The sequence below is a fragment of the Embleya sp. NPDC005971 genome (assembly GCF_040629175.1).
Lineage (GTDB): Bacteria > Actinomycetota > Actinomycetes > Streptomycetales > Streptomycetaceae > Embleya.
In genome coordinates this window covers 1-13,600 of record NZ_JBEXUX010000019.1, presented here as the reverse complement: position 1 = coordinate 13,600, position 13,600 = coordinate 1, and the positions used below count along the sequence as shown (strand labels likewise).

11 protein-coding genes are annotated in these 13,600 nt (G+C 72.9%); 8 read left to right on the top strand and 3 right to left on the bottom strand.

Annotated features, from left to right (window positions below; all coding sequences use genetic code 11):
- The first annotated feature begins 34 nt into the window (after window positions 1-34).
- Window positions 35-601, top strand: a complete 567-nt coding sequence (locus tag ABZ374_RS18575; protein WP_360312220.1) for a GNAT family N-acetyltransferase — start codon at window positions 35-37, stop codon at window positions 599-601.
- 71 nt (window positions 602-672) lie between these two features.
- Window positions 673-1,512, top strand: coding sequence for a DUF4344 domain-containing metallopeptidase (locus ABZ374_RS18570; RefSeq protein ID WP_360312218.1), 840 nt, complete (start codon window positions 673-675; stop codon window positions 1,510-1,512).
- A 49-nt stretch (window positions 1,513-1,561) separates the two neighbouring features.
- Here ABZ374_RS18570 and ABZ374_RS18565 read toward each other — a convergent pair whose 3' ends face one another.
- A complete protein-coding gene (locus ABZ374_RS18565; protein ID WP_360312216.1) occupies window positions 1,562-2,410 on the bottom strand; it encodes a LysR family transcriptional regulator in 849 nt (282 codons plus the stop codon).
- A 174-nt stretch (window positions 2,411-2,584) separates the two neighbouring features.
- Here ABZ374_RS18565 and ABZ374_RS18560 point away from each other — a divergent pair, with 174 nt between their 5' ends.
- From ABZ374_RS18560 to ABZ374_RS18550, 3 genes are all read left to right on the top strand, one after another.
- Complete coding sequence (locus ABZ374_RS18560; protein ID WP_360312466.1) at window positions 2,585-3,478, top strand: NAD(P)H-binding protein; 894 nt, start codon at window positions 2,585-2,587, stop codon at window positions 3,476-3,478.
- A 349-nt stretch (window positions 3,479-3,827) separates the two neighbouring features.
- The gene (locus ABZ374_RS18555; RefSeq protein WP_360312214.1) at window positions 3,828-4,742 is read left to right on the top strand and encodes an ABC transporter ATP-binding protein; all 915 of its coding nucleotides are present in this window, start codon (window positions 3,828-3,830) and stop codon (window positions 4,740-4,742) included.
- Window positions 4,742-7,285 carry an ABC transporter permease gene (locus ABZ374_RS18550; RefSeq protein ID WP_360312212.1) on the top strand — a complete coding sequence of 848 codons (2,544 nt, stop codon included), beginning with the start codon at window positions 4,742-4,744 and terminating at the stop codon, window positions 7,283-7,285. Before ABZ374_RS18555 ends, ABZ374_RS18550 begins: the two co-directional genes overlap by 1 nt.
- A gap of 151 nt (window positions 7,286-7,436) precedes the next feature.
- On the opposite strand, the gene ABZ374_RS18545 is transcribed toward ABZ374_RS18550, so the two are convergent.
- On the bottom strand, window positions 7,437-8,861 hold the full coding sequence (locus ABZ374_RS18545) for a DUF2252 domain-containing protein (protein ID WP_360312210.1): 1,425 nt from the start codon (window positions 8,859-8,861) through the stop codon (window positions 7,437-7,439).
- On the opposite strand from ABZ374_RS18545, the gene ABZ374_RS18540 reads away from it, so the two are divergent.
- The 3 genes from ABZ374_RS18540 (at window position 8,754) to ABZ374_RS18530 (ending at window position 11,924) form a co-directional block, all read left to right on the top strand.
- Window positions 8,754-9,641, top strand: a complete 888-nt coding sequence (locus ABZ374_RS18540; RefSeq protein ID WP_360312208.1) for a maleylpyruvate isomerase N-terminal domain-containing protein — start codon at window positions 8,754-8,756, stop codon at window positions 9,639-9,641. The two genes, ABZ374_RS18545 and ABZ374_RS18540, sit on opposite strands and share 108 nt — an antisense overlap.
- Window positions 9,642-9,782: 141 nt before the next feature.
- Window positions 9,783-11,267 (top strand): MFS transporter, encoded by a 1,485-nt coding sequence (locus tag ABZ374_RS18535; RefSeq protein ID WP_360312206.1) that lies wholly within the window; start codon window positions 9,783-9,785, stop codon window positions 11,265-11,267.
- Between the two features lie 66 nt (window positions 11,268-11,333).
- Window positions 11,334-11,924, top strand: a complete 591-nt coding sequence (locus tag ABZ374_RS18530; RefSeq protein ID WP_360312204.1) for a TetR/AcrR family transcriptional regulator — start codon at window positions 11,334-11,336, stop codon at window positions 11,922-11,924.
- A gap of 48 nt (window positions 11,925-11,972) precedes the next feature.
- On the opposite strand, the gene ABZ374_RS18525 is transcribed toward ABZ374_RS18530, so the two are convergent.
- Window positions 11,973-13,421 (bottom strand): amidase family protein, encoded by a 1,449-nt coding sequence (locus ABZ374_RS18525; protein ID WP_360312202.1) that lies wholly within the window; start codon window positions 13,419-13,421, stop codon window positions 11,973-11,975.
- Window positions 13,422-13,600: the final 179 nt, after the last annotated feature.

Sequence of the window (13,600 nt, the reverse complement as noted above, 5' to 3'; positions counted from 1 at the left end):
GCGCACGTTCCCGGTGCGGCACTACACTGCCCGCATGGTCGCGGTGAGGGCACCCCGAGGGCCCGTGGTGTTTCGCAGCACCCGGTTGTACGCAAGGCAGTTCGAGGAAGGCGACGCGCCGGCGGCGTTCGCGATGTGGGCCGACCCGGCGGTGACGCGCTTCACCGGGGACGAGTCGCCCGCCGACCTCGCGGTGATAGCGCAGGACATCCCGCGCTGGCGCGCGGTGAGCGGGCACGGCGTCGGGTGCGGTTTCTGGGCGGTTCTCGTCGAGACGGGTGAAGCCGGGGCCGAGACCTTCGTCGGGGACGTGTTCGTCCGACCGTTTCGCGATCGGGTCGACGAGTACGAGATCGGCTGGCACCTGGCGGCCGCCCATTGGCGCAAGGGCTACGCGACCGAGATCGCCAAGGCGGCGATCTCCTACGCGCACGCCCACCGCCTGCCACGACTGGTCGCGTTGATCGACCCGGCCAACACCGCGTCGTTGCGCGTCGCCGAGAAGGCGGGAATGCGCTTCGAGGGATTGTCCGACCGCTACGACCCGGAAGACGGCGAGGTCGCGGTGTACATCGGCGAGGGCCCCGCCGTCGGCCACTGAGCCGGATGGCCCGTACACGCCGATGGCGTCGGGTGGTTCGTCGCCGTCGGCAGGCGGGGAGGGTATTGCCGGTGTGGATTTCGCCGGAGCGCGATCGTGGACCGGGGCGCGGCCGAGCCCTGGTGGGGGTGCTTGTGCTCCTGCTGCTCGCCGGTTGCACCGCGTCGGGCGAGAGGAGCGACGGCACCGACGCGGACGTCAGCGGACCCCCGAACCGGCACGGCTTCGTGATCCGCTTCGAACAACCCGCCGACGCGGATCGAGGCAATGCCGCCTTTCTGCGCGACCGCAAGGTGCTGGAGGTGGCCGCCGGACGCCTCGACGCCTTCGTCGACCTCGATCATCAGGTACTCGTCGTCGGCCGATCGTGCGCGGGAGAAGGATCCGAATACGATCCGGAAGCCGAGCGCATCGTGATCTGTTACGACCAGATCGCCGAGGAACGCGAACTCTTCGAGCGCGCCGGACACCGCCCGGCCGACGACGAGGTGGTCGCCGTCCTGGTGGAGACCCTCTACCACGAGGCCGCCCACCACCTCGTCGACGTCCTGCGGCTCTCGGTGACCGAGCGGGCCGAGGAGGATGCCGCGGATCGCTTCGCCGCACTGCTGCTGCTGCGCCAAGGCGCGGACGGGGAACGGCAGTTGCGGATGGCCGCCCGGGAGTACGAACTCGCCGCGGCCGCCGACGCCGGAGGCGGCGGAGACGACGGGAAGGACGAACACTCCCCGGATCTTGTCCGCGCCGCCAATCACCTGTGCTACCTGCACGGATCCGCGCCCGGCCGAGAACTCGATCCGGCGAGCGCCCGCCTGCTGCCCCGAGCACGGGCCGAGGGATGCGCGACCGAGTGGGCGCGGGCACGCGACGCCTGGCTGAAGGACCTGGCTCCGATCCTGCGAAAGCCGTGACGAAGCGGAGCCGCGGCGCTTTCCCAGTCGGCTACCGCTACCGCTACCGCTACCGCCCCGCTGCGCGGTCGCGCGTGCCCGCGGCGACGGTGCCGGCGGTGCGGATGAGGGCCGCGGTGGCGGTGGAGCGCGATTGTTGCGGCCAGGCGATGGCGAGGACCACCGGTGGGGCGTCCGGGACCGGGCGGTAGACCACGCCGGGGCGCGGGTATCGGGCCGCGACGGAGGCGGGCAGCAGCGGAGTGACCCGGTTCAGGCCGACCAGGGCGAGGAGTTGGGCCAGGTCGCGGGTCTCGTGGCGGATCTCGTCGAGGAAACGATCCAGGTCGCCGGCCTCCAGGCCGAGGTCGGCCAGGGAGAGGTGGTCGCGGTCGGCGTAGGGGTGGCCGGCGGCGAGCGCGACGACGCGCGATTCGGCGATCAGCGTTTCGACGTCCAGACCGGTGCGGTCGAACGGCTCGTGGACCAGCGCCAGATCGGCCTCGCCGCAGCGCAGCAGCCGAGGTTGCTCGTGCCACCCGCACAGCCGGACGGCGACCGGAACGGCGCCGGGCTCGCGGGCGTAGCGGTCCAGGATCGGTTCGAGCAGTCCCGCGTCGCCGTCGGCCTTGACGGCCAGGACCAGCTTCGGCTCCGGGTCCGCCGCGCGCCGGGCCCGGCGACCGGCGGCCTGGAGGGCTTCCAGGGCGATTCGGGCCTCCGCGAGGAGCACCGTTCCGGCCGGGGTCAGCGTCACCCGGTGGGTGGTTCGTTCGAAGAGGACGACGCCCAGGTCGCTCTCCAGGCCGCGGATGGCGCGGGACAACGGCGGTGCGGAGATGCCCAATCGCTCGGCGGCGCGGGTGAAGTTGAGCTCCTCGGCGACGGCGACGAAGTAGCGCAGCGGGCGGGATTCCATGGCTTGGCCCTCCGTTCGGATCGCCTCACGGTATTGCCCTGAGGGTAACAAGCGAGAGCCGGACGATCCTTCAGTTCCGGCACCGGGCGCGGCAGGCTCGACGACATCCCCGGCGGCCCGCACCGCTTCCGGCGCGGCACGGCCTTCCCCGACCTTCCCTCCTTGGAGTTGTTCATGATCGTCGTCACCACCCCCACCGGACAGATCGGCCGGCAGGTCCTCGACCGTCTTCTCGACGCCCCCGAGCACGCCACCGCGGGAATCCGGGTGATCGTCCGCGACCCGGCCCGGCTGTCCCCGCGGGTACGCGAGCACGTCGAGGTCGTCCAGGGCTCGCATGCCGACCCCGCCGTGCTGACGAAGGCGTGCGCGGACGCGGACAGCGTCTTCTGGCTGGTGCCGCCGAGCCCGCGGGCGGACAGCGTGCAGGGCCACTTCCGCGCCTTCACCGAGCCGCTGTGCGCCGAGATCGCACACGGGCGCATCCGGCGGGTCGTCGCCGTCTCCACCCTGGGCCGCGGCGTGGCCGAGAACGCCGGGCAGATCTCGGCGTCGCTCGCCATGGACGAGGCGATCGAGGCCACCGGCGTGCCCTACCGGGCGTTGTGCGCCCCGTTCCTGATGGAGAACCTGCTGGGCCAGGTGCAGTCGATCCGCGACGCGGGCACGTTCTTCCTGGCCCTGGCACCGGACCGGGTCCTGCGCACCTGCAGCACCGGTGACGTCGCCGACACCGCGGCCCGGTTGCTGCTCGACGACACCTGGGCCGGCCAGGAGGACGTCCCGGTGGTCGGACCCGACGCACTGTCCCCGGAAGGCATGGCGCAGGTGGTTTCCGAGGTGCTCGAAGCCGCGGTCCGCGTCCGGCACACCGACGCCGCGGAGTACCGGGCCACCATGGTGCGGTACGGGGCAAGTGAGGCATGGGCTCGGGGACTTGCCGACATGGTGCAGGCCCTGGACGCGACGGGCTGCTACGGCGCCGATGTGCCCGGCACCCCCGAATCCGCGCCGACCGACTTCCGCCGCTGGTGCGCCGACATCCTCAGGCCGGCCGTCCGGGCCTGACCGCGGCGCGCGGCACGGACCCGAAGGAGTCACGGTCCGGGTACCGGTACTCGGGTACCGCCCCCGCCCGAAATTCTCGTCCCGCCGTACGACGGCCGCCCCCGAATGCCCTGGCACAGTTGTGAGCACAAGGCACGGGGGCGGTTCGGGGCACCGATCGAGTCCCCGAATTCGGCTTCCGACGCGCCGTCTCGGCGCGGCCGGACCCACGACGAGCCACCAGTGCCCAACGCACTGCCGGAGTGCGGGATCACCCCGCACCCGGGCCGGCCCGGACATCCGCCGCCGCACACCCATGGCGTCGTGGTCGCCGAATCACTCGACGGTCGAAATCTTTACGGGAGGCACCATGTTCGGGCGAGGCAAACGAGGCGACCGACGGGCGAATCCGGGGCCCGCCGCGTCCCCCCGCCCGGACCGGTCCGTACCGCACCGGCTCCCCCCGCACCACGGCGAGCCCGCCGCCTTCCCGTACGCACCCGCCGCTCAGGCGCCGGCACCCGCCCCCGCCGGCCCGCCCGCCGTACGACTCGAAGGGGTCGTCAAGACCTACGGGAGCGGCGCGGAGACGGTGCACGCATTGCGCGGTGTCGATCTGCAGATCCCCCAGGGCACCTTCACCGCCGTGATGGGCCCCTCCGGCTCCGGCAAGAGCACCTTCCTGCACTGCGCCGCCGGACTCGACAAGCCCGGCTCGGGTCGTGTGCTGCTGGGCGACGACGACCTCACCGCGATGAACGAGAACCAACTCACCCGGCTGCGCCGCACCCGCCTGGGCTTCGTCTTCCAGGCGTTCAACCTGCTGCCCTCGCTCACCGTCGAGAAGAACGTGCTGCTCCCGCTGCGCCTGGCCGGCGAACGCGCCGACCGCCGCCGCGCCGCCGAGGTGCTCGCCATGGTCGGTCTGCACGAGCACGCGAACCGTCGCCCCGCGCAGCTCTCCGGCGGCCAACAACAACGCGTCGCGATCGCCCGCGCCCTGGTCACCCGGCCCGACGTGCTGTTCGCCGACGAGCCCACCGGGGCGCTGGACACCACCACGGCCGCCGACGTGCTCGGGCTGCTGCGCCGGGCCGTCGACGAGAGCGGCGCCACCATCGTCATGGTCACCCACGACCCGGTCGCCGCCTCCTACGCCGATCGGGTCGTCTTCCTCGCCGCCGGTCACCTGGCCGGCCACCTGCACGCACCCACCCCCGAAGCGGTCGCCGCCCGGATGGTCGCCCTGTCGCAGCCGGCCCGAGCGCAGGGGCGGGCCGCCTGATGTTCCGCAGCAACGGGCTCGCCCGTACCTCCGTGCGCTTTCGACCCGCGTCCTTCGCCGGGTCCTTCATCGCCCTGCTGTTCGCCGCCACGCTGGTGACGATGTGCGGGATCTTCCTGGAAAGCGGCCTGCGCGCCCACGTACCGCCCGGTCGTTACGCGGACACGCCGATCGTGGTCGCCGGCCAGAACAGCGTGCACAAGACCTTCGGCAGCGGCGAGGACAAGGAGGAAGCCACCGTCGCCCTGCCCGAGCGCTCCCGGATCGACGCCGGGCTGGCCGCGCGCATCGCGGCCGTACCCGGTGTCGCCACCGTCCTGCCCGACCTCACCTTCCCCGCGCAGACTCCCGCCGCGGTCCTCGACGCCCACCCCTGGTCCGCCGCCCGCCTGGCGGGCACCACCCAGGTCGGCATCGCCCCCGGGGCCGGCGAGGCGGTGCTGACCACCGACGCCGCCGCCCGGGCCGGCACCGGCATCGTCCCCGGCAGCACGCTGCGGGTGACCACCCCCTCGGGCGAGACCACCCTCAAGGTCGCGACCGTGGTCCCGGGCCGGGGCGCCCACCTGTACGTCGCCGACTCCGCGGCGGCCGGACTCGCCGGGAATCCCGGCAAGGTGACCGCGTTCGGCGTCCTGCTCGCCGACGGCGCCTCCACCGGGAAGGTCGCCGGCGACCTGCGCAAGACCCTCAAGGACGCCGACGTCAAGGTCCGCACCGGGGACGGGCGCGGCGAGGTCGACCACCCCGCACTGGGCGACACCAAGGTCATGCTCACCGCCGTCGGCGGGTCCTTCGGCGGCGTCGTCGCGATGGTCTCGATCTTCGTCGTCGCCGGTGCCACCTCGCTGTCCGTGGCCCAGCGCCGCCGCGACTTCGCCCTGTTGCGCGCCGTGGGCGCCACCCCCTGGCAGATCCGCCGCATGATCGCCACCGAGGCGGGCTGCGTGGCCCTGGCCGCCGGCCTGGTCGGGGTGCTGCCCGGGACCCTGCTCGCCCGGTTGTGGTTCGACCGGATGGTCGACCGGGGCATGGTCGAGCACGGCGTGAGCCTGTCGATCAGCCCGTTCCCGATGCTCGCCGCGGTCGGCGCCGGCATCCTGTCCGCGGTCCTCGCCGGGCTCCTGGCCGCCCGGGCAAGCGCCCGGACCAAGCCCACCGAGGCACTCGGCGAAGCCGGTGTCGAGCGGGCCCGAGTCGGCTGGTTCCGCCTGGGCCTGGGCCTGGTCGCGCTCGCCGGCGCGGCGGTCCTCTCCGGCCTCGCGATGAAGGTCAGCGGCGATCAGGCGGTCGCGGCGGCCAGTGGCGTGATCATGCTGTTCATGCTCGGCGTCGGCCTGCTCGGCCCGCTCATCGCGCACCTGTTCGTCCTGCTCACCGGCGTCGTCCTGCGCCTGTTCGGCGCCCCCGGGCAACTCGCCTTCGACAACGCCCGCACGAACTCGCGCCGCCTCGCCTCCGCGATCACCCCGATCACGCTCACCGTCGCCTTCGCGACCACGCTCATGTTCATGTTCGCCGCGCAGGACCACTACAGCGAAAAGCAGTCCAAGGCCGCCCTGACCGCCGACCGGGTGGTCACCGGCCCCGGCTTCCCGGCCCGCACGGCCGGCGACATCGCACACATCCCCGGCGTCGACGCGGTCGCCTCGATCCTGACCACCAGCGTGGTCATGTCCACCTCCGACGCGCTGGAGAAGTACCCCACCCAGGCCGTCGGCGGCACCGGCGGCGACCTCGCCAAGGTCCTCGACCTCGGCGTCCGCAACGGAGACCTGGCCGCCCTGCGCCCCGGCGCGGCCCAGCCCCCCGGCGGCGCGGTCGCGATGGACCGGCTCACCGCCGACGTCGTCAAGGCACGGGTCGGCAAGCCCATCGAGATGCGCCTCGGCGACGGCACCAAGATCAAGCCGACCCTGGTGGCCACCTACGACCGCGGCCTGGGCACCGCGGCGGTCACCCTCCCGCGCGCCACCGTGGAACACCACGTCGACGCCGCCATGGACGGCCGCCTGCTCGTACGCTTCGCCGACGGTGCGGACACCGCCGCCGCCGACGCCGCACTGAGCAAGGTCGCCGGGCAACACCCCGCCGCCAAGGTCTCCGACCGCGCCGGCTACGCCGCCGAGCGCGACCAGGCCCGGGAAACCAACAAGTGGACCAACCAGGTGATGCTGATCATCCTGGCCGGCTTCGCCACCATCGCCGCCGTCAACACGATGATCGTCTCCACCGCCGCCCGCCGCCGCGAACTCGGCCTGATGCGGATGATCGGCAGCACCCACGCCCAGGTGCGCGCGGTGATGCGCGGCGAGGCGGTCCTGGTCGGCGTCATCGGCCTGGCCCTGGGCCTGACCATCGCGATGATCACGCTCGTCCCGTTCGGCAAGGGCGCCTTCGGCGAGAGCACCCCCTACATCCCGATCCCGCTGCTCCTCGGCATCAGCGCCGCAGCCCTGCTCCTGGCGCCGCTCTCGGTGGCCCCGGTCACCCGACGCCTGCTGCGCATCGAACCCATCGACGCGGTCGGCGCAAAGGAGTGACCACCCCTTCGAAGGAGTAACCACCCCCTTCACCCGCCGCCCCCTGTCGCCCCCACCACGGGGCGACAGGGGGCGGCGGCGCGTCGACGTTCGACCGATGGCATCGGGTGCCGGCCGGGCAGCGGCCCCGATTCGCGTCCGGCCGGACGCCCTACGCGTCCTCGGCGCTCACCCGTCCCGATTTCACCGCCGCCAACAGGGCCGCGTGGTCGTGTTCGTTCTGGTCGGCGTACGCCTCGGCGAAGGTGGTCAGGGCCCGGTCGAACACGTCGCCACCGCCCAGGTAGGCCGCGATCGCGATCCGGTCCCCGGACCTGGCATGCGCGCGGGCCAGCGTCGCGCCACACAGCTCGCCGAACGCGCGCATGCCGCGCGGCACCATCAGGGACGGCTCGGCGATGCCCTTCCAGTCGCGCAACTGCCGTACGTAGAAGTCGCGTTCGCGACCATCGATGCCATCCAGGCGGATCCAGCCCAACATCATGTCACCCGCGGCCTGCATCAGGCGCTGACCCGCGACCACGCGCTCGCCCTGCATCGGATACGCGCTCGCGCCCGCATGCGCCGCCAGCACGGAGGTGTCGGCCTCCTTGGCCTGGAGGAACAACGGATCCCGGCCGTCCCGCCCCATCAGCAGGATGATCCAACAACGGGTGCCCACGCTGCCCACCCCGACCACCTTGCGGGCCATGTCCACCACGGTGTACTGGTCGAGCAGGCGCCGAAGGTCCGAGCGCAGCGTGCGTCGATAGCGGTCGATCAGTTCGTCGAGCCGCTCGCGCAGCGCGTTGTGCATGCCATCGGGGAGGAGGAGTTCGGAGACCGGAGTGATCAGCGGCGGCGACGAGACGATCCGGGGCCGACCGTCGACCTCGTGGGTGAGCTTGCCGAACGCCTGGAGGCTGTCCCGGGTGCGCGCCTTGGCCAGTGCCCGGGACATCCGCTTGCGCCCGCGCTTGTGCAACCGTCCCGATGCCAGGGCCTGGAGCAGGTCCGCGTCGGCCTTGGCGTACCACACGTCGAGATTGCGCATCCCGGCGAACCGGCGCATCTGTTCCCGATAGGTGCGAACGGTCGCGGCGACCACGTGCGCACGCTCTTCATCGGTGTAGCCGTTCTCCCGCCCCGCGATGACCAGACTCGTGGCCAACCGCTTCACGTCCCACTCCCACGGACCGGGCAGGGTCTCGTCGAAGTCGTTGAGATCGAACAGCAGCTGCCGTTCGGGCGAGGCCAACAAGCGGAAATTCATCAGGTGCGCGTCACCGCACAACTGCGCCCGAAGCCCCGAGGCGGGCGTACCCGCGAGATCCCCGGCCATGATCGCGGCGGCACCCCGATAGAACCGAAACGGCGACTCCGACATGCGCCCATAGCGAATCGGCACCAACTCCGGCACCCGCGACGCCGACTGCGCCTCGATCACGTCGATCGGATCCGGCCGCCGCCGAACCGGCGCGTACTCGCCATGACTGGAGCGGGGCGCCTTCGCCCGCGCCGCCCGCCCCCGATCGGCCCGCTCCCGAGGCGACGCTCCCACCGCATCGCGCACCCTGGTATCCGCCTTCGGCGTCATCACATGCCCTTCCGGAACCGAGGACGACACCCGGCCCACCCCACAGCAGACCCGAGTCCCGCACCCCTCGCGAGCCGAGTGGCTCCAACGAGTGATGCCGACGCGGGAAGGGCTTCGCGCCGAAATCGCGCGCCGTGTCGAGATAATCACGCCATGGATGCGAAGACGCTCTCGGTCGTGACGGAAACCTGCCGGACAGCCCTCGAAGGTCAGGTCGGGCGGGATTGGGATCGGCCGGTCCCCGGCATGACGTGGACGGTTGCCCAGGCCGTCGCGCACGTCGGCGACACCCTGCTCTGGTATGCCACCGATCTGGCGGGCGGGGCCCGGGAATTGAGCACCATGGACCTCGGGGTCCGGCCCGCCACGCCGCCCGCCGACCTGGTGCGCACGCTGGACACGTTCGCGACCGTGCTGGGCCGCGTGATCGAGGGCTCCACCGCCGACGCGCGCGGCTTTCACCCCTTCGGCGCGGCCGACGCCTCCGGCTTCGCGGCGATGGCCTGCGACGAGATGCTCGTGCACACGTACGACGCCCTGCGCGGCCTGGAGGTGGAGTTCACGCCGGCCGGCGACCTCGCGCGGGCCACCGCGGCACGGCTGTTCCCGTGGGCCCCGGCGCACCCGGACCCCTGGGAGACGCTGTTGTGGGCGAACGGCCGGCGGGACCTGCCCGGCTGCGCCCGGCAGACCGGTTGGCGATGGCACTGTGCCCCGCTGGACGAGTGGGACGGCACGATCCCGCACGATCCGCCCCGCCCCGAGACGCGCTCGGCGTAGGTAACTCGAACACAGTTGTACCGCTTTCCTGGATGCGCTTCGCTTACTCGAACACGCCTGTACGAGATGTCCGGCGGGTGTCGGCGGCCGGACCCGGTCGCCGGCTCGCCCGCTCGGGCCGGCACTTCGAGGAGCGAAACGATGTCCCACGACAGCCCGTCCACGGTCGGCGCGCACCACGTGCCCGACCCGCACACCCACGCGCATCCGCGGGTCGAGGCGCAGGACCCGCCGGTGCCCCGGCGTTGGTTCGTGCTGGTCCTGGTGTGCGTCGCACAGTTCATGCTGATCCTGGACGTCACGGTGGTGAACGTCGCGCTGCCGAGCATCGGCGCGGACCTGGGACTCGGGCGGGAGCCGCTGACCTGGGTGGTCACCGCCTACGCCCTCGCGTTCGGCGGCCTGATGATCCTGGGTGGGCGGATCGCGGACACGCTGGGCCGGCGGACCGGATTCCTGCTGGGCCTGGCCGTCTTCACCGCCGCGTCGCTGGCCGCCGGATTCGCCCCGAACGGCGCGGTGCTGCTCGGCGCCCGCGTCGCGCAGGGCGCTGCGGCCGCGCTGTTGTCGCCGGCGGCGCTCGCGCTGGTGACGGTCACCTTCCACGGCCCGGAACGCAACCGCGCACTCGGCGTCTGGGCGGCGATCGGCGGGAGCGGGGCGGCGGCCGGCGTCCTGGTCGGCGGGCTGTTGACGGCCGGCCCGGGTTGGCAATGGATCTTCTTCGCCAACGTGCCGATCGGCGCGCTCGTGCTGGCCCTGGCCGGGTCGGTGATCCCCGTCGCGCCGCCCGTCGCCGCGCGAACCCGCCCGGACCCGGCGGGAGCGCTCGCGGCCACGGCGGGAACGGCGGCGTTGATCCTGGGTGTGACGCGGGCGGGCGATCTCGGTTGGACGTCGCCGTGGACGTTGGCGTCACTGGCCGGGGCCGCGGTCGGCTACGCGCTCTTCGTCCTCGTCGAGCGCACGCGCACCGACCCCCTGGTGCCCCTGGCCCTGCTGACCCGCCGACCGGTGGTCTCCGGCGCGTTCGTGATGCTCGTGGCGAGCGGACTGTTGATCCCGCTGTTCTTCCTCGGCTCGCTCTACCTGCAACACGCCCTGGGCTTCGGCCCGTTGCGGACCGGGGCGGCCTTCCTGCCGGTGGCCGTCGCGGTGGCCGTCGGTGCCCATGTCGGGAGCCTGCTGGTCGGTCGGGTCGGTGCCCGGCCGGTGGGAGCGGGCGGTCTGACGATCGCCGCGGCCGGGGCCCTGTGGCTGAGCCGGCTGCCCGAGCACGGCGGACCGTCCGACGTGGTCCCCGGGTTGGCCCTGGCGGCGGCGGGCCTGGGACCCGCCTTCGTCGCGGCGACCACCACGGCGATGTCCCGGGTGCGGCACCACGAGGCGGGCATCACCTCGGGCCTCGTCAACACCTTCCACGAACTCGGCGGCGCGCTGGGCGTCGCCCTGGTCTCGGCGATCGCCGCACCCAGCCTCGCGGGCGGCGATGCCGGTGGAGTCGGCGGGTACACCGACGCGTTCCTCGGCTGCGCGGGCACGGCCGCGGTCGCGGCGCTCGTGGCATGGGTACTCGTGCCCGCGGGCAGGCCGCCCGCCTCCGACGGCCCGAGGCACGTGCACTGACCCTCGCCACCGGGCCGGCACCGCGGCCACGCGGGCGGGACGACTTCGACAGTAGGGTTGACCACCATGGGTGCGACATCACCACCGGCCGTACGGCGACGAGCCGACGCCGAACGCAACATCGCCGCCATCCTCGCCGCCGCGCTCGGCGCCTTCGGGCGCGACCCGGACGCCACGATGACGAACATCGCACGCGCCGCCGGCGTCGGACGGGTGACCCTGTACGGGCACTTCGGCTCCCGGGACGTGCTCCTGGAAGCCACGATCGGGCAGGTGCTGGGCGAGATGCACGCGCTGCTCGACGACGTCGAGGGCACCGCCGGGTCGGCCGACGAGGCACTGGTGCGACTCGCCCGCGAGGGCTGGCAGGTGCTGGACCGCACCCGCGGCCTGCGGCGGGCGGCCCTCAAGGCACTGGGCGAGGCAAGCCTGCGCCGACACCACGCCCGGGTCCTGACCCGGGTCGACGAACTCGTCGCGCGCGGTCGGAACGAGGGTGCCGTCCGCACCGACCTCCCGGCCGCGTGGCTGACCGCGACCTACTACGGGGTGATCCACACCGCCGCGGACGAGGTCGACGCCGGCCGCCTGGATCCCGCCGCGGCCGGGGACACCATCGCCGCGACCCTGCGCTCGGTCCTGGCCGCGCCCGGGTGAGCCCGCCGGTGCCCGCCCGGTGTGGTCGGGCGGGCACCGGGGATCCCGTCAGAGGGTCGGGCGGCGGTTCGGGGTGTAGGCCCAGGGACGGACCGCTTCGAGGGCCGCGCCGACGCGGAAGACCATCTCGTCGTCGTACGTCTTGCCGACGATCTGCACACCGGTGGGCACACTATTGGACGCGAAGCCCGACGGCACGGCCAGGACGGGGACCCGGCTGCAGATGTTGAACGGCGGGGTCAGCGCCGCGTCCAGGTAGAAGTCCAGCTCGACGCCGTCCACCACGACCTTGGTCTCGGTGTAGTCGTCGTCCGCGACGAACGCCGGGATGGCCGTGGTGGGGCAGATCAACGCGTCGAACCCGTCGAGCAGTTCGCCCAGTTCGGCGTAGATGGCGCCTTCCAGGGCGAGCCCCTCGGCGAACGAGGTCCGGCAGGCCGCGGCCTTCTCGTGGAACGCCCGCAGGTACGGGTTGACCAGGTCCGGCGCGGCATTGATCGCCTCGCCCGCCTCGGCGCCCATGATCGCGGCGAAGTGGGCCATCAGGGCCCGGTTGACCAACTCGCGGGTCCAGCTCAGCTCGACCTCCTCGACCACCGCACCCGCGGCGCGCAGGGCCTCGGCGGTGGCGCGCGTGTTGGCGGCCACCTCGGGGTCGATCGGGTGGTCGCCGAGGGTGACGCTGAGCGCGATCCGCAGGCCCTCCGCGCCGCGCGCGCCGGCGTACTGCTCGGGCAGTACCAGCTTCGGACGCAGCGACACGACGTCGCCCTTCCACGGCCCCGCGATGACGTTCTCCAGCAGCGCGCAGTCGGCGACCGTGCGCGCCATCGGGCCGTCGTGGCAGTACTGGTCGAGGCTGTACGGCGGCATCGCCGGCACCCGGCCGAACGGCGGCTTGAACCCCACGACACCGTTGAACGAGGCCGGGATGCGGATCGAACCGCCGATGTCGGAGCCGCTGGCCAGCGGCGCGTATCCGGCGGCCAGCGCGGCACCCGAACCACCCGACGAACCGCCGCACGAGTACTCGGGGTTCCACGGATTACGGGTCACCCCCCACAACTTCGAACTGGTGAACCCGGCGGCGCAGAACTCGGGCGTGCTGGTGCGCATGTGCACGATGCCGCCCGCGTCGGTGATCCGCTGGATCACCGGGTGCGTCTCGGTGGCGACCTCGTCGACGAGCAGCAGCGATCCCTGACGGATCGAATGCCCCTCGATGGGGTGCTCCTCCTTGGCCGCGACCGGGATGCCCTCCAGCGGGCGAACCTCGCCGCGACCCTTGCCGAGGTAGCGCTGCTCGGCCTCGCGCGCCGCCGCGAACGCCTGGTCGTGCAGGGACTCCACGACCGCGTTGACGACGGGCTCGGCGGCGGCGGCCCGGTCCAGGACGGCGGTGAGCAGTTCGACGGGGGAGAGCTCGCGGGTGCGGAAGGCGGCCAGGGCCTCGGTCGCGGTGAGGTAGGCGAGATCGGTGGTCGGGGTGGTGGTCATGGTGACTTCCCTGTGAGTTCTGGGGGTTCGGTGGTGTTCGGCGGGCGCGGCCCGGCCGGCGCGGGTCGGCGGGCCCCCGGCCCCGTCGACCGATGGCCCGCTACCGCTCCTGAGCCGGTTCGCCGACCTGCTGCCCGCTCTGCGGGCGGTGTTAGTCGGCGACATCGTGCGTGAGGAAT